The organism is Solimonas terrae, from assembly GCF_011067135.1.
In the GTDB taxonomy this organism is placed as follows: domain Bacteria; phylum Pseudomonadota; class Gammaproteobacteria; order Nevskiales; family Nevskiaceae; genus Solimonas; species Solimonas terrae.
This window is the reverse complement of the sequence record NZ_JAAMOW010000005.1, coordinates 280,462-296,292: the sequence shown is the minus strand read 5'-3', so window position 1 is coordinate 296,292 and position 15,831 is coordinate 280,462. Positions and strand designations below refer to the sequence as shown.

17 protein-coding genes are annotated in these 15,831 nt (G+C 65.2%); 14 read left to right on the top strand and 3 right to left on the bottom strand.

Features of this window, described 5'->3' with window-relative positions; genetic code table 11:
* The first annotated feature begins 84 nt into the window (after positions 1-84).
* The 11 genes from G7Y85_RS11730 to G7Y85_RS11680 all read left to right on the top strand — a co-directional run bounded on the left by G7Y85_RS11730 (position 85) and on the right by G7Y85_RS11680 (position 10,251).
* Positions 85-570 carry a DUF4399 domain-containing protein gene (locus G7Y85_RS11730; RefSeq protein WP_166256918.1) on the top strand — a complete coding sequence of 162 codons (486 nt, stop codon included), beginning with the start codon at positions 85-87 and terminating at the stop codon, positions 568-570.
* A gap of 155 nt (positions 571-725) precedes the next feature.
* A complete protein-coding gene (locus G7Y85_RS11725) occupies positions 726-2,216 on the top strand; it encodes an RNA polymerase factor sigma-54 (RefSeq protein ID WP_166256915.1) in 1,491 nt (496 codons plus the stop codon).
* 56 nt (positions 2,217-2,272) lie between these two features.
* A complete protein-coding gene (gene hpf / locus G7Y85_RS11720) occupies positions 2,273-2,593 on the top strand; it encodes a ribosome hibernation-promoting factor, HPF/YfiA family (RefSeq protein ID WP_166256912.1) in 321 nt (106 codons plus the stop codon).
* Between the two features lie 98 nt (positions 2,594-2,691).
* The gene (locus G7Y85_RS11715) at positions 2,692-3,150 is read left to right on the top strand and encodes a PTS sugar transporter subunit IIA (RefSeq protein ID WP_166256909.1); all 459 of its coding nucleotides are present in this window, start codon (positions 2,692-2,694) and stop codon (positions 3,148-3,150) included.
* Positions 3,151-3,171: 21 nt separating this feature from the next.
* Positions 3,172-3,747, top strand: a complete 576-nt coding sequence (locus G7Y85_RS11710; protein ID WP_166256906.1) for a hypothetical protein — start codon at positions 3,172-3,174, stop codon at positions 3,745-3,747.
* Positions 3,748-3,781: 34 nt separating this feature from the next.
* Positions 3,782-4,666 carry an RNase adapter RapZ gene (gene rapZ / locus G7Y85_RS11705; RefSeq protein ID WP_166256903.1) on the top strand — a complete coding sequence of 295 codons (885 nt, stop codon included), beginning with the start codon at positions 3,782-3,784 and terminating at the stop codon, positions 4,664-4,666.
* Between the two features lie 51 nt (positions 4,667-4,717).
* Positions 4,718-5,110 (top strand): PTS sugar transporter subunit IIA, encoded by a 393-nt coding sequence (locus G7Y85_RS11700; RefSeq protein ID WP_166256900.1) that lies wholly within the window; start codon positions 4,718-4,720, stop codon positions 5,108-5,110.
* A gap of 10 nt (positions 5,111-5,120) precedes the next feature.
* Positions 5,121-5,387 (top strand): HPr family phosphocarrier protein, encoded by a 267-nt coding sequence (locus G7Y85_RS11695; RefSeq protein WP_166256897.1) that lies wholly within the window; start codon positions 5,121-5,123, stop codon positions 5,385-5,387.
* Positions 5,388-5,403: 16 nt separating this feature from the next.
* Positions 5,404-7,131 (top strand): phosphoenolpyruvate--protein phosphotransferase, encoded by a 1,728-nt coding sequence (gene ptsP / locus G7Y85_RS11690; protein WP_166256894.1) that lies wholly within the window; start codon positions 5,404-5,406, stop codon positions 7,129-7,131.
* A 200-nt stretch (positions 7,132-7,331) separates the two neighbouring features.
* Positions 7,332-8,681, top strand: a complete 1,350-nt coding sequence (mgtE, locus tag G7Y85_RS11685; RefSeq protein ID WP_166256891.1) for a magnesium transporter — start codon at positions 7,332-7,334, stop codon at positions 8,679-8,681.
* Positions 8,682-8,769: 88 nt separating this feature from the next.
* The gene (locus G7Y85_RS11680) at positions 8,770-10,251 is read left to right on the top strand and encodes an alkaline phosphatase family protein (protein WP_166256888.1); all 1,482 of its coding nucleotides are present in this window, start codon (positions 8,770-8,772) and stop codon (positions 10,249-10,251) included.
* A gap of 24 nt (positions 10,252-10,275) precedes the next feature.
* Here G7Y85_RS11680 and G7Y85_RS11675 read toward each other — a convergent pair whose 3' ends face one another.
* Positions 10,276-10,914 (bottom strand): DNA-3-methyladenine glycosylase family protein, encoded by a 639-nt coding sequence (locus tag G7Y85_RS11675; RefSeq protein WP_166256885.1) that lies wholly within the window; start codon positions 10,912-10,914, stop codon positions 10,276-10,278.
* A gap of 108 nt (positions 10,915-11,022) precedes the next feature.
* On the opposite strand from G7Y85_RS11675, the gene G7Y85_RS20285 reads away from it, so the two are divergent.
* The 3 genes from G7Y85_RS20285 (at position 11,023) to G7Y85_RS11660 (ending at position 13,365) form a co-directional block, all read left to right on the top strand.
* Positions 11,023-12,201: a vWA domain-containing protein gene (locus G7Y85_RS20285; RefSeq protein WP_166256882.1), complete on the top strand. Its 1,179-nt coding sequence runs from the start codon at positions 11,023-11,025 to the stop codon at positions 12,199-12,201.
* Positions 12,202-12,289: 88 nt separating this feature from the next.
* Positions 12,290-12,691, top strand: a complete 402-nt coding sequence (locus G7Y85_RS11665; RefSeq protein ID WP_166256878.1) for an MAPEG family protein — start codon at positions 12,290-12,292, stop codon at positions 12,689-12,691.
* Positions 12,688-13,365 (top strand): SanA/YdcF family protein, encoded by a 678-nt coding sequence (locus G7Y85_RS11660; RefSeq protein WP_166256875.1) that lies wholly within the window; start codon positions 12,688-12,690, stop codon positions 13,363-13,365. Before G7Y85_RS11665 ends, G7Y85_RS11660 begins: the two co-directional genes overlap by 4 nt.
* A 23-nt stretch (positions 13,366-13,388) precedes the next feature.
* On the opposite strand, the gene G7Y85_RS11655 is transcribed toward G7Y85_RS11660, so the two are convergent.
* Both G7Y85_RS11655 and odhB read right to left on the bottom strand, forming a co-directional pair.
* Positions 13,389-14,417 carry a helix-turn-helix transcriptional regulator gene (locus tag G7Y85_RS11655; RefSeq protein WP_166256872.1) on the bottom strand — a complete coding sequence of 343 codons (1,029 nt, stop codon included), beginning with the start codon at positions 14,415-14,417 and terminating at the stop codon, positions 13,389-13,391.
* Between the two features lie 171 nt (positions 14,418-14,588).
* Positions 14,589-15,803: a 2-oxoglutarate dehydrogenase complex dihydrolipoyllysine-residue succinyltransferase gene (gene odhB, locus G7Y85_RS11650; protein ID WP_166256869.1), complete on the bottom strand. Its 1,215-nt coding sequence runs from the start codon at positions 15,801-15,803 to the stop codon at positions 14,589-14,591.
* Positions 15,804-15,831: the final 28 nt, after the last annotated feature.

Below are 15,831 nucleotides of genomic sequence, written 5' to 3'. Positions count from 1 at the left end.
GGACTTTCACCTAATCTGTAGCCGCTTCGCTCGCAAATCGCGTGCCGCCCTGGTCACTCTCTATCCAACAAAGGACAGGTCCCCATGAAAAGACTGCTCGCTCTCGCCGCCCTCGCCAGCCTCGCTGCCGCCCCGGTTCACGCCGACACCTGGAAGGACCTCAAGAACAGCGCCAAGCAGCAGGCGTCGGACAAGGCGGCCGAACAGATGGGTATCGCCACGCCGGCGCCGGCCAATGCCAAGGTCTACATCATCGAGCCAAAGGACGGCGCAACCGTGTCGTCGCCGGTCAAGGTCGTGTTCGGTCTGTCCGGCGCCGGCGTTTCGCCGGCCGGCTACAACAAGGAAGGCACCGGTCACCATCATCTGCTGATCGACAATCCGACCATCGACTACACCCAGGCGCTGCCGGCGACCGACCAGATCAAGCATTTCGGCGGCGGCCAGACCGAAACGATGCTGGACCTCAAGCCGGGCAAGCACACGCTGCAACTGCTGTTTGCCGACTGGAAGCACCAGCCGTTCAATCCGTCCGTGCAGTCGGATGTGATCACCATTACGGTCAAGTAGGTGGCTGACGCGCGGCGCCCGACGGCGGACGCCGGCGTCGTGGTCCAGATGCCGGCGATGGCACCAGGATGGTGCGCCGCCGGAGCACGGAGTTGCGTGACGTTGCAAGGTTGCCCGTCACTTTTGCGGTACGCACATAGAACTTTCGTTTGAGCATGAAATCTTCGCTGGGCCTGCGTTTCGGGCAATCGCTGACGATGACGCCGGCGCTGCAGCAGGCCATCCGCCTGCTGCAGCTGTCGAGCCTCGATCTGCAACAGGAGATCGAACAGGCGCTGGAATCGAACATCCTGCTGGAGCGCGAGGATGGCGTCGATCCGATGGAAGCCGAGGTCAGCGCCGGCGCCGAATCGGCCGAGGCCACCGAAGCGGTCAACGCCGCACAGCAGACCTCGGGCGATCCGCAAAGCCTGGAACTGCGAGAAGACGGCGAGATCCCGAGCGAGATGCCGGTCGACGCCGACTGGGGCGATGTCTACGACGAGCCGCCGTCGAGCAGCAGCAAAAGCAGTACCGACAGCGACGAACTGCGCGATTTTCTCGACGCCAATCTGCATGGCAGCAAGAGCCTGCACGATCATCTGGTCGAGCAGGCACAGATGGCACCGTTTTCACGGCTCGAAGCGGAAATCGCCGAACATCTGATCGATTCGATCAACGACGACGGCTATCTCGCCGACTGGCCGGAGTTGTCGCTGCGCCTGATGCAGGAATTCGGGCTGACCGCCGATGCCCTCGAAGCGATCGTCCTCAAGGTCCAGGACTTCGATCCGACCGGGGTTGCCGCACGCGATCTCGGAGAATGCCTGCGCCTGCAGCTGGAACCGATGTCGTCGCGCACTCCCGGCATCAATACGGCACTCAAGCTGATCGGCGAGCAGCTGCCGCTGCTGGGCCGTCGCGACGCGCCAACGCTGGCGCGCGCCTGCGGCGTACCGCTGGCTGAGGTCGAAATCGCGCTGGCGTTGATCCGCAGCCTGCAACCGCATCCCGGACGTCCGTTCCAGGCCCACGAGTCGGACTACATCACGCCGGATGTCTTTGTTTCCAGAAAGAATGGTCGCTGGGTCGTGAGTCTGAACCCGGAGCACACACCGCGCCTGCGGCTGAACGGCCAGTATCAGGGCATGATTCGCCGCGCCGACAGCTCGCGCGACCAGGTTGTGCTCAAGCAGCACCTGCAGGAAGCCCGCTACTTTCTGAACAGTCTGGAAGCCCGCAATGAAACTCTGCTGCGGGTCGCGCAGTCCATAGTTGAAGAACAGCGAGCTTTCCTTGATTATGGACCCGAAGCGATGCGCCCGATGGTATTGCGCGACATCGCCGAACAGCTGGGCATACATGAATCGACCGTATCGCGCGCCACAGCAAACAAATACATGCTCACCCCCCGTGGGCTGTACGAGCTCAAGTTTTTCTTCTCCAGCCATGTCCAGACCACCGGTGGTGGCGTCTGCTCGGCGACGGCAATCCAGGCCATGATCAAGCGCATGATCTCGGGCGAGGATGCGTCCCGTCCGCTGTCCGACGCGACGCTGTCGGATCTGCTGCTCAAGGAAGGCATACAGGTTGCAAGGAGAACGGTAGCCAAATACCGCGAAGGCCTGGGCATCCCGCCCTCGCACGAGCGAAAACCGCCGACCTGAGAAGGTCGGCACCCGCAGTAGTCCATGAAGCCGTAGAGGCAGATAGGAGCGAATCGATGAACCTGAATATCTCTGGTCACCATGTCGATGTCACCGTCCCGATGCGTGAGTACGTCCTCACCAAGCTCAAGCGACTCGAGCGACATTTCGACCATCTGATTTCAGCTGAAGTCATTCTCTCCGTGGAAAAGATCAACCAGCGCGCCGAAGCAACGATTCATGCGAGTGGCGCCGACCTGCACGCCGAAGCCACGCAGGACGACATGTACGCCGCCATCGACCTGATGACCGACAAGCTCGATCAGCAGACGCGCCGCCACAAGGAAAAGCTGCGGGATCACCATCCCCGCGAAGCCCACAAGCGCATGGCGCTTTGAGTAGAATCGCGGTTCAAGGCCCGGCCCATTGCAGGCCGGGCCTTTTTTATTGGCCCCGCACCAGCGTACCGGCCCGATGACGAGAGGAATCCCCAACAATGAAAATCGCCGAGATCCTGTCAGCCGACCGCGTCAGTCAGGGCCATGCCTTCACCAGCAAGAAGAAGGCACTTGAAGAACTGTCGCAGCTGCTGGCGCGCGGCGTTCCCGGCGTCGACGCGGGCGACATCCTCGGCAGTCTGGCGGCGCGCGAGAAGCTCGGCAGTACCGGCCTCGGGCACGGCGTGGCGATTCCGCACGGGCGTCTGGCCGGCGTCAACGACAGCGTCAGCGCGTTCATGCGCCTCAAGCACCCGCTCGACTACGACGCCCACGACGGCCATCCGGTGGACTTGATCTTCGGTCTGCTGGTGCCGCAAGGCGCCACCGAAGCCCATCTCAAGCATCTCGCCGCGATCGCCGAGATGTTTTCCGACGACAGCTTCTGCAAGGCGGCACGCGCCGCGGCCGACGACGCCGCGCTGTTCCAGCTGATCGCCGACTACCAGCCGGCCTGAAGTCCGTCCCGGCGATTACCGATGCCGGGCACTGCACCTTCCGTCACGCTGCATGGCGTGTTCATGCGCGTGCATGGCAGCGGCGTGCTGCTGACCGGCGCCAGCGGCGTCGGCAAAAGCGAGCTGGCACTGGAACTGCTCGCGCGCGGTCATCAGCTGGTCGCCGATGACGCCGTCGATTTCTCGCGCCGTCGCCGTTTCATCGTCGGCCGCGCGCCACGCCTGCTGCGCGGTTTTCTCGAAGCCCGCAGCCTCGGCATCCTCAACATCGCAAAGCTGTACGGCGCACACAGCGTCGCCGGCCACTGCAAGCTCGATCTGGTGCTGCGGCTGGAGGCGCCGCGCGTGATCTGGGACAGTGGCCTGGAACGCCTGGGCGGTCGCCGCAGCAGCACGAGCATTCTCGACATCGAGCTGCCGGAAATCACGATCCCGATCCGCCTCGGGCATAATCTGGCCGTGCTGGTCGAAGCTGCCTGCCGCGATCTGCAGCTTCGCAATCGCGGCTACCGGGCCGACGACGATCTGATCGAGCGGCAGGCGCGCGAAATCCGCAAGCAGGAACTGCGCGAAGAAAGAAAGAACGACACGCCGTGAACCTCGCCCACCACACTGCAGCCGCAAATCGCCGATGAAGCTCGTCTTCGTCAGTGGCCTGTCGGGTGCCGGCAAGACCGTCGCGCTCAAGCAATACGAGGACATCGGCTACTACTGCATCGACAATCTGCCGCTGCAACTGGTCGGCCCGTTCATCCGTCGCGCGCTGCGCCGCAGCGACGGTCGCTACGAGAAGCTGGCAATCGGCATCGATGCCCGTGAAACCGCGCCCGAAATCGCACGCTTCCCGAAGTATCTGGAATCGCTGCGCGCGCAGAACGTGCAGGTTCACGTGCTGTTCCTGCGCGCCGACGATTCGGTGCTGCTGCAACGCTACTCCGAAACGCGTCGCCGCCATCCACTGGCACAGGGCGAGATCTCGCTGAGCGATGCGGTACGCCTCGAACGGCAGTTGCTGGCGCCGATCGCCAACGCCGCCGACGCCACCATCGACACCTCGAACAAGAACCTGCATGCCCTGCGCGAGGAAATTCAGGGCCTGGTACCCGGCGGCGGCGGCAAGCTGTCGCTGATGTTCATGTCGTTCGGCTTCAAGAACGGCATCCCCGAGGATGCCGACTTCGTGTTCGACATTCGCGCGATCCCGAATCCGCATTGGCAGGCGGAACTGCGCACGCTGACCGGCCGCGACACTGCGGTGGTCGCGTGGATCGAACAGCAGCCGATCGCCAGGCGCCTGTTCGCCGATATCCAGGCCTTTCTCGCCCGCTGGCTGCCCGAATACCAGAAACAGGATCGCGCCTATCTGACCGTCGCGATCGGCTGCACCGGCGGCCAGCACCGCAGCGTCTACTTCGTCGAAAAGCTCGGCGAGGCCTTCCGCGGCCGCTTCGAACACCTGGCGATCCGCCATCGCGAACTGTGGCTGCCGCCGGCGACGCCGGCACATGGCACATGAGCCGGCGATGACGATACCGACCCGGCACCGTCGGCACGAGGCGTGCTCACCATGACCGTAGGCCTGCTGCTGGTCATGCACGGCAAGCTCGGGCATCACCTGCTCGACACGTTGCACGAGATGATCGGCGAACTGCCGATGGCAGCCGACGTGCTCGAAGTACGCCGCGTGCAGGCACACGAAGTGCTGATCAAGCAGGGCCGCAAGATGATCGAGCGGCTCGACAGCGGCGCCGGCGTGTTGATCCTCACCGACGCGTTCGGCTCGACGCCGAGCAACATCGCCAACAAGCTCGCCGACGACGGCAGCACGATGGTCGTTGCCGGCGTCAACCTGCCGATGCTGATCCGCATCTTCAACTACCCGAAGCTCACCCTGCCGGAGATGGCGAACACCGCCGTCGAAGGGGGTGCGCGCGGCATCCTTGTCTGCCCCCGCCCCTGAAGGAACTCTCGTGGAACGTACCGTCACGATCGTCAACCGCCTCGGTCTGCACGCCCGCGCCGCCGCGCGCCTGGTGACGCTGGCCTCGAAGTTCGAATGCGACGTGCGCGTACGGAAAGACGCGCGCGAGGTCAGCGGCAAGTCGATCATGGGCGTGATGATGCTGGCCGCGGCCAAGGGCTCCTCGATCACGCTGATCGCCGAGGGGCCGGACGAGGCGCAGGCGCTGGACGAACTCGAGGCGCTGATCGCGGCGCGCTTCGACGAAGAGAGCTGAGGCGCCAGAACGCAGCATGAGCCTCTGGCTTTCCGGCATCGGCGTCTCGCGCGGCATCGTGATCGCCCGCGTGCAGAAGCTGCACGCGGGCGATCTCGACATTCCGGAACGCACGCTCGATGCCGGTGACGTCGACGGCGAAATCGTGCGCTTCGTCGGTGCCCAGCGCCGCGCGCGCGAGCAGTTGCACGAGGTTCGCGACAAGATTCCGCCGGGCACGCCGAACGACATCGCCGCGTTCATCGACACCCACATCCTGATGCTGGACGACCGCTCGATCAGCGACACGACGATCGGCCATATCCGCAGCCAGCACCTCAACGCCGAAGCCGCACTGCGCAAGACCCGCGACGCGTTGATCGCCGTGTTCGAGCAGATGGACGACGCCTACCTGCGCACGCGGCGCGACGACGTCGACCATGTCTGCGCGCGCATCCTGCGCGTGCTGCTGCGCTCCGAGCGGCAGCTGCCGCAGAAGGCCGACGCCGAACCGTTCGTGATGGTCGCCGACGACATCACGCCGGCCGACATCATCCTGCTCTCGCAGCAGCATGTCGCCGCGTTCGTCACGGAGTACGGCGGTCCGCTCTCGCACACGGCGATTCTCGCGCGCAGTCTCGGCATTCCGGCGATCGTCGGCCTACGCGACGCGCGGCGCCTGCTGCGCGAGGGCGAGCTGGTCATCATCGACGGCGAAGCCGGCCATGTACTGGCGACGCCGGACGACGTCGCGCTCGCGTTCTATCGCGACAAGCAGCAGCAGCAACGGCAGTACCGCGCCAGCCTGGTCAAACTCAAGGGGCGCGCGGCCATTTCGCGCGACGGCGTGCATCTGAGGCTGCTCGCCAACATCGAGCTGCCGGAGGACGCGAAGGTCGCCGAGGAGAACGGCGCGGAGGGCGTGGGCCTGTACCGCACGGAATTCCTGTACATGAATCGCAAGGATTTGCCGAGCGAGGACGAACAGTACGAAGCGTATTCGCGCATCGTCAGCGCGGTGTCCGGCCCGATCACGATCCGCACACTCGATCTCGGCGCCGACAAGCAGGTCGATTCCGGCCGCACGCTGGGTCCGACGCCGAACAATCCGGCGCTCGGCCTGCGCGCGATCCGCCTGTGCCTGAAGGAGCCGGAGCTGTTCCGCGTGCAGGTGCGCGCGCTGCTGCGCGCCTCCTCCCTAGGCCGCATCCAGATCATGCTGCCGATGATTTCCAACCTGCAGGAATTCCGCCAGGCCTGCGCGGCGATCGATGCGGTGCGTCACGAACTGATCGGCGAAGGTCACAGGCTCGCCGCGCAAGTGCCGGTCGGCGCCATGATCGAGGTGCCGGCAGCGGCGCTCGCCTCGCCGATGCTCGCCCGCCATGCGCGATTCTTCTCGATCGGCACCAACGACCTGATCCAGTACACCCTGGCGATCGATCGCGTCGACGACGAGGTCAACTATCTCTACGACCCGCTGCACCCCGCCGTGCTGCAGCTGATCGGCCGGACGATCGACGCCGGCGTCGATGCCGGCATTCCGGTCGCGATGTGCGGTGAAATGGCCGGCGATCCGAGGTACACTCGGCTGCTGCTCGGTCTCGGCCTGACCGAGTTCTCGATGCATCCCGCCAGTGTGCTGGAGGTCAAGCGCATCATCATGGATTCGGATGTCGGTCGGCTGCGCCGCGCCGTGCGCGAGTTGCTCGGCTGCACCGAGCTGCAGGACATGCGCGATCGCATCTCGGCGCTGGACGCGTAAGTCGAGATGCGGCGCGGGGCGATCTCGCGCAGGCGGTGCTCGCCGTACTGAAGCACGGCTGCGCGCCACCGATGCGACCTCGGCCCTGCTCGCGACGATTTCTTCACGCATCCTCGGACCTGCCGGTTTTACAAACCCAAAAAGTTCAGCAGGCGCTCACGCGCTTGGGCTAAGCTCGCCGCCGGAATCCTGGAGGATGAATGTCCGAGCGCGAGCAATCGTCAGGCGCGGTGGCCCTGCTGCGTGAGCGGCTGGCCAGCGGCCGGCTGCTGCCGGTGCGTCGCGCACTGCACGCGCTGAACCCTGCCGAGATTGCCAATCTGCTGGAATCGCTGCCGCCGCGGCAGCGCAAGGTCGTCTGGGAGATGGTGAGCCCGGAGGACGACGGCGAGGTGCTGCTGCATCTGGGCGACGATGTCCGTACCGCGCTGATGCGTCAGATGGACGTGCACGAGCTGGTCGCCGCCGCCGAAGAGCTGGACATCGACGATCTCGCCGACTTCGTCGAGCACTTGCCGGAGACGGTCACCCAGCAGGTCCTCAAGGCACTCGATGCCGACGACCGGGCGCGCCTGGAAGCGGTGCTGGCCTACGAGCCGGACACTGCCGGCGGTCTGATGAACACCGACACCGTGACGGTCCGGCCGGACGTCACACTCGATGTCGTGCAACGCTATCTGCGCCTGCGCGGCGAGTTGCCGGCGCATACCGACGCCCTGTTCGTCGTCGACCGCTACAGCCACTATCTCGGCGCGCTGCCGCTGGACCGCATCCTGACGCGCGGTGCCGACGAACTGGTGTCCGGCGTCATGGCGCGCGAACGCGACGTGCTGAAGGCCTCGCTGTCGGAAGAGCGCGTCGCCAAGCAGTTCGAGGACGCCGACCTCGTGTCGGCGGCGGTGGTCGACGACAGGAATGTCCTGGTCGGCCGCATCACGATCGACGACGTCGTCGACGTCATTCGCCGCGATGCCGAGCACAAGCTGATGTCGCTGGCCGGCCTCGACGAGGACGAAGACATCTTCGCGCCGGTCCGCGGCGCCGCACGCCGTCGCGCGGTCTGGCTCGGCATCAATCTGCTGACCGCGTTCTTCGCGTCATCGGTCGTCGATCTGTTCCAGGGCTCGATCAGCAAGGTCGTGGCTCTGGCGGTGCTGATGCCGGTCGTCGCCAGCATGGGCGGCATCGGCGGCAGCCAGACCCTGACCCTGATGATCCGCAGCCTCGCACTCGGCCAGATCGGCTCGCACAACTGGCGCTTCCTGCTGCGCAAGGAACTGGCCGTTGCGTTGATCAACGGCGTGCTTTGGGCGCTGGTCGTCGGCGCAGTGTCCTGGTGGTGGTTCGCCAGCCCGATGCTGGCGCTGGTTGTCGGACTGGCGATCGTCATCAACCAGACCATCGCCGCGCTGGCCGGCATTTTCGTGCCGCTGACCCTGCACAAGTTCGGCGTCGACCCGGCTCTCGCCGGCAGTGTGATCCTGACCACCTTCACCGATGTCTGCGGCTTCTTCAGCCTCCTGGCACTGGGGACCCTGATCCTGCTCTGAACGCGGCAAACGGCGTCATCAAAGGGTCACGGTCGGCGCCCGGCTTTCCGGCTACTCTGTGCAGCAGATTCCGCCACCGAACGACCGCATGGCCCGCAAACCGTTTTCGCGCCGCGCCTTCCTGACCGGGTCCGCCGCCGCCGCGGCCTCGCTCGCACTCAATGGCCTGTCCGGCTGCGGCAGCAGCAGCGGCACGGTGTCCGCCGGCGCCATCGGCCGCGGTCCGAACTCGCTGCCCGATCCTTCGCGCGCGGCCGGGATCGCCGATGCCGCGCTGCCGTTCGATCACGTCGTCGTGGTGATGATGGAAAACCACTCGTTCGACAATTACTTCGGCATGCTGCCGCTGCGCGGTCAGGCGGCAGCCGACGGCTTCTCGTTCGACACCGCGGGCACACCGCAAGACCGCAACCCGCTGCAGGGCGGCTATCAGCACGCCTTTCACCTCCAGGGCACCTGCCAGCCGGGCAGCGTCACGCAGAACTGGAACAGCTCGCACAAGCAGATCGATGGCGGAAAGATGGACGGTTTCGCCGCCACCGCCACCTCGGCGATGGGCTACTGGGACGAAGGCGACCTGCCGTTCTACTACTCGCTGGCCAGGACCTTCTGCGTCGGCAACCGCAGCTTCGCGTCGGCACCCTGCCAGACCTATCCGAACCGGCGTTTCCTGTACGCGGCAACGGCGCAGGGCATGATCTCGACCGACTCGTCGACCTTCACCATGCCGCCGCCGGCCAACGGCACGCTGATGGACATGCTGACGAAATACGGCGTCAGCTGGCGCAGCTACTTCAGCGATCTGCCGGCGCTGGCGATCGTGCCGCAGAACCTCGAGAACCATCCGGCCAACTTCGCGACGATCGCGCAGTTCTATCTCGACTGCCTGACCGGGCAGCTGCCGGCGGTCTCGTTCGTCGATCCGGAATTCAACATCGTCAGCACCGTCGGCTCGCCGCTGTTCGACTTCGTCAATACGGTCGCCGACGCAATTCCCGGCCTGTCGGACGCGGTCCGCACCCAGCTCGGCAGCCTGGAAACGCAGATCAATGCACAAGGCGCATCCGAGGAAAACCCGGACGACGTGGCGATCGGCGAAGCCTTCGTGTCGCGCGTCGTCAAGGCCATCATGGCTTCTCCGGCCTGGCCGCGCACCTTGCTGGTATGGACCTACGACGAGCATGGGGGTTACTACGACCATGTGCCGCCGGCCTCCGTGCCCAAACCCGACGATATCCCGCCGATGCTGGGCAGCGACGACATCCCGGGCGCCTACGACATCACCGGCCTGCGCGTGCCGACGGTCGTCGTGTCACCGTACAGCCGCGCCAATGCCGTCACCGATGTCGTGCACGATCACACCTCGATCATCGCCACCATTGCCGCCAAGTGGAACCTGCCGGCCCTGACCTGGCGCGATGCGCAGGCCAACACCCTGCTCGATTTTCTGGACTTGAACGCGCCGCCGGCGTTCCTGACGCCGCCGACGCTGGCCGCACCGGCCGCCCTGGCCCTGCCGTCCGGCAGCTGTTCAGGCACGGCACCCGAGCCGGTCATCACACCTGATTGAGTCGCGCGCGCGGAATCTGCGGTCTCAGACCCAGATTTCGTTGACCGGATCGGCGACCCGCCACAGATACCAGCTGGCGACCGTGCGGTAGGGCGCCCACTTCCGGGTGATCTTCAGCGTGCGCGCGTCCGACAGCGGCTTGCCCTTGTTGTAGAGCATGTTGACGCCGCGGCGCAGGCCGACGTCGTCCATCGCGAACAGGTCGAGCCGCAGCAGGGCGAACATCAGGAACATTTCCGCGGTCCAGCGGCCGATGCCGGGCAAGGCGTCAAGCACTTCGATCGCCGTCTCGTCGTCGAGCTTCTTCAGCGCGACGAAATCGAGCGTGCCGCCGGCAGCGGCATCGCCGAGGTGCTTGAGCCATTTCGCCTTGGCGTTCGACAGGCCACAGCTGCGCAACTGCTCATGCGTCGCCTGTGCGAGCTGTGCCGGCTCGAGCCGCTTGAGCGCGCCGAGCGCTGCCATCACGCGCGTCTGGATGGTGTCGGCGGCGCGACTCGAGAGCTGCTGGCTGATGATCGACGAGCACAGGGTATGGAATGGATCGCGCCGCGTACCGGCGAGACCGCAGGGTCCGTGCTCGGCGATCACGCCGGCCATGACCGGGTCGACGGCGGCAAGATGCCGTTCGGCATCGCGGACCTGTTCCTGTATGCGCGGCATGGCGGGCGGGCCTGTCCTGGATGTCGGGGCCGGCAGCGCGCCGGGCCTGCGCGGGATGCGCGTGGTACGGCGTTACAATGCCATAAATCCAGCCGGACCCGAGACGCCGTGCTCTTCACCTTCTTCTTCACTGTCCGCGCCGCCGGCGTGAAAGCCAGCCTCAGCGAATTCCTGATGCTGCTCGAAGCGCTGTCGAAGCACGTCGCAATCTTCTCGCTCGACGACTTCTACCATCTGTCACGCGCGGCGATGGTCAAGGACGAGTCGCAATACGACCGCTTCGATCGCGCCTTTGCCGCCTACTTCAAGGGTGTCGAGGCGATCACCGGCGAGCTGTTCGGCTCGATCCCCGAAGACTGGCTGCGCCTGCAGGCACAGAAGCACCTGAGCCCAGAGGAAATGGAAAAAATCCAGGCACTCGGCGGCCTCGACAAGCTGATGGAAACGCTCAAGCAAAGGCTGGAAGAACAGAAGGAACGCCACGAAGGCGGCAGTAAATGGGTCGGCACCGGCGGCACCAGTCCGTTCGGCCACGGCGGCTACAACCCGGAAGGCGTGCGCATCGGCGGACCGGGCGGCCAGAAGAAGGCGGTGAAAGTCTGGGAGAAACGCGAGTTCCGCAATCTCGACGACACCATCGAACTCGGCACCCGCAACATCAAGATCGCCCTGCGCCGCCTGCGCCGCTTCGCACGCGAAGGCGCGCCCGACGTGCTCGACATCGACGACACCATCAGCTCGACCGCGCGCAACGCCGGATATCTCGATCTGAAGATGGTGCCGGAACGTCGCAATGCGGTGAAAGTCCTGCTGTTCCTCGATGTCGGCGGCTCGATGGACCCCTACGTGAAGGTCTGCGAGGAGCTGTTCAGCGCCGCCAAGACCGAGTTCAAGCACCTCGAGTACTTCTACTTCCACAACTTCATCTACGAAACCGTGTGGAAAGACAATGCGCGTCGTCACGGCGAGCGCATCCCGGTGTTCGATGTGCTGCACAAGTACACGGCCGACTACAAGGTGTTGTTCGTCGGCGATGCGACGATGAGTCCCTACGAGATCGTCCACGCCGGCGGCAGCGTCGAGCACTGGAACGAGGAGGCCGGCGCGGTCTGGTTCAAACGCCTGCAGGCGCAGTTCCCGCATCTGGTCTGGCTCAATCCGGAAGCCGAGGACCGCTGGGACTACACGCCGTCGATCCAGGTCACCAATGAGTTGCTGGGTGTCGGACGCATGTTTCCGATGACGCTGTCCGGTCTCGAACAGGCGATGAAGCGGCTGACGCATTGAACCCGCCATCGCGACGCCGGGCGCCCCGATGCGGCGCGATTGCCGCAGAGGCTAGAATCGGACTCCTACAACAAAGGGGGAGCGCGACATGAATGCAATGACGGCCTTGATCGGTTTCACCGCCTGGACGCTGGCGCTGGTGATGTTCATCGTGTTGTGGCGCGGCATCGAAATCCTGCGCGGCAAGCCCGCCAACAGCTGGGGACGCGACACGGCGATCCCGGTACCGGGCCTGGTCCGGCGCGCCGAGCATGCACACCTCAATGCGCTCGAGAACCTGCCGATTTTCGCGGTGATCGTGCTGGCGGCCGCGGCCCTCGGCAAGACCGCGGCCGTGGAGGCGACCGCCTGCTGGGTGCTGTACACCCGCATCGCGCAAAGCCTGATCCACCTGATCGGTGTCAGTCCGCTGCTGGTGCTCGGCCGCGCGACTTTCTACTTCGTGCAGCTCGGCCTGTTCATCTACATGCTCTGGAGCCTGCTCGCTTGAAGCCCTGGACGCGTCGTTTCCTGCAGCGCTGGCTGATCACCGGATTCTTCGCGCTTGCGCTGATCATCCTGCTCGGCAATCGCTGGGTCATCAACAGCACCGACGCGTACATCTACAAGGATTGGGCGCTGATGCCGGACAACGACGTCGGCGTCGTGCTCGGCACCAGCAAGTATCTGGAAAACGGCAAACCCAGTCCGGAATTCCGCGGCCGCATCGAAGCGGCCGCGGAGCTGTACCAGAACGGCAAGATCAAGCACATCATCGTCAGTGGCGCGAACCCGGATGAAACCTACAACGAGCCGCGGGCGATGCGTCGCGAACTCGTCAAACTCAACGTGCCGGACAGTGCGATCACCATGGATTTCGCGGGCTTTCGCACGCTCGACTCTATCGTCCGCGCGCAGGCGGTGTTCGGTCTCCGGCAGTTCACCGTCATCACGCAGCGCTATCACAGCTACCGCGCCGTGTTCCTCGGCCGCAAGCTCGGCCTCAAGGTCGTCGTCTACATCGCCAGGGCCACGGCCGACGGCGGCTACGGATCACGCAATCCGCCGCGCGAAATCCTCGCGCGCGTCAAGGCGATCCTCGATATCTTCCTGCTCAATACCGAACCGAAGTTTCTCGGCGAGCCGGAAAAGATCCAGCTGACACCGGACGCAACCGACACCTGAAACCATCGTGTCGCCGCGCCGCACTATCCCCGGCCGCTGCGATACTGGCTCGGGCTGACACCGGACCAGCGCGCGAACGCGCGCGTGAAGCTGCGACGATCGGAAAATCCGAGGCGTTCGCTGATCGTTTCCAGATCCAGCTGGCGATTGTCGAGGTCGCGCAGTGCCAGACGATAACGGACGCGCGCCTGCAGCTCGGCATAGGCCTCGCCTTCGTCGCGCAGGCGCCGCTGCAGGGTGCGCGCGTGCAGGCCGAGGCGCTTGGCCATTTGCGCGATGCCGAGCCCGAGCAGCAGCGGCTCCCGTTCGAACTGGCTTTCGACCGCGGCGATCAGGCCGCTCTTGCGTGACAGGCGGGCAAGGCGCTGCTCGACGCGCTGTACGGCCTGAAGATGCAGCGCCGGAAAGTCACCACCCAAAGGGGCGTCGAGCTGTGCACTCGGCAGCTCGACGGCGTTGACCGGCTGGCGGAACGCGGCCGGAATCCGGAAATAGCTTTCGTAGCGCGCCGCGTGCGGCGGCGCCGGATAGCGGAACAGCAGGCGGCTGAAGCGCTCGATGTCGCCGCTCAGCATGCGCCCGAACTTCACGATCGCCGCGAAGATCGATTCGATGAAGTAGATATCGACCTCACCACCGCTCGCCGAACCGGTGCCGTGCAGCGTCAGTCGCGCCTGCGCGCCATTCTCTTCGAGATGCACGTCGATCAGCGGGTTGATCAACGTTCGCACCCATTCGAATACGCGCGCGGCATCGCGCAAGGTCGGACTCGTCGCCAGGAAGGTGCCGATATCCGGCAGATAGTCGAACGCGAAGGTTTCGCCGAGCACGAACGGAAAATGCGGCCCCGGCGAGCGTTCGACGCAGGCCACCATCACCTGCTCGAGCAGCGGTCGCTGGATCGTCGCCTCTTCGAGGTGGATCAGGTCGGTTTCGATGCCGAGTTCATCGAAGATCGGCTGGATGTTGAAGCCGCACAGCGCCGCTGCCTTCACCCAGTTCGGCAAGGTGATGAACGGAATCGGATCTTCGTGCAAGGGCGTCCGCGGCATGCGGCCGAGTATGCCGGAGCGTCGGCATCTCGCGTATGGGCCGCGGCGTCAGCCGGCTGCGACAGAAACGAATCGGGCCCGCAGAGCGGGCCCGATGGCGTTACGGCAAGCCTTGCGAAAAGCGCCGCGAGTACCGACCGCGGCGGTGATCCGGAACGCAGCCGCCCCGCATCACAGCTGCAGCAGCAGCTTGGCCGGATCTTCCAGGCATTCCTTGATCGTGCGCAGCGCCAGCACCGCTTCGCGGCCGTCGATGATGCGGTGATCGTAGGACATCGCCAGATACATCATCGGCCGGATCACGATCTGGCCGTCGACGACGACCGGACGCTCGGTGATGCCGTGCATGCCGAGAATCGCCGACTGCGGCGGATTGAGGATCGGCGTCGACATCATCGAGCCGAAGATGCCGCCATTGGTGATCGAGAACGTGCCGCCGGTGAGATCTTCCATCGTCAGCTTGTTGGCCTTGGCACGCGTACCGAAGTCGACGATCGCCTTCTCGATGCCGGCCAGCGACTGCTGGTCGGCATCGCGCAGGATCGGCACGACCAGACCGCGCTCGGACGACACGGCGATGCCGATGTCGTAGTAGCCGTGATAGATGATGTCGTTGCCGTCGATCGACGCATTGACGGCCGGGAACTTCTTCAGCGCCTCGACCGCTGCCCGCACGAAGAAGCTCATGAAGCCGAGCTTGACGCCGTGCGCCTTCTCGAACTCGGTCTTGTACTTGGCGCGCAGTTCCATCACCGCCTTGAGATCGACCTCGTTGAAGGTCGTCAGCATCGCCGTGGTGTTCTTGGCCTCGAGCAGACGCTCGGCGATGCGCGCGCGAATGCGCGTCATCGGCACGCGCTGCTCTTCGCGGGCACCCAGCGCCCGCGGCGCGGCCGGTGCCGGCGCAGCCGCTTTCGGTGCGGCAGCCTTCGGCTTGTCGGCAAAGGCCTTTACGTCCTCGACCGTGAGTCGCCCCCCCTTGCCGCTGCCGCTGATCTGGCTGGCCGACAGGCCGAGCTCCGAGAGCAGCTTGCGCACGGCCGGGCTCTGGCCGTCTTCCGACGACATCACCGGGCTCGCACTCGCCGTCGCCGGCTTCACGGCTTCGTTGGTGGCCGCTTCGCTCTTGCTCGCCGCCTTCGGCGCGGCGCCTTCTTCGAGGATGCCGAGAATGTCACCGGCCTGCACGGTGGCACCGGCCTGGACGCGGATTTCCTTGAGCACGCCATCGGCGGTGGCCGGCACTTCGAGCATGACCTTGTCGGTCTCGAGGTCCATCAGATTCTGCTCGCGAGACACCGCGTCGCCAGCCTTGACGTGCCAGGTGGCAACGGTCGCCGACGACACCGACTCCGGCAGGTTGGGGACTTTGATTTCGATGGCCATCTTCGGGGATTCCTTTTCTTGTCTCGTT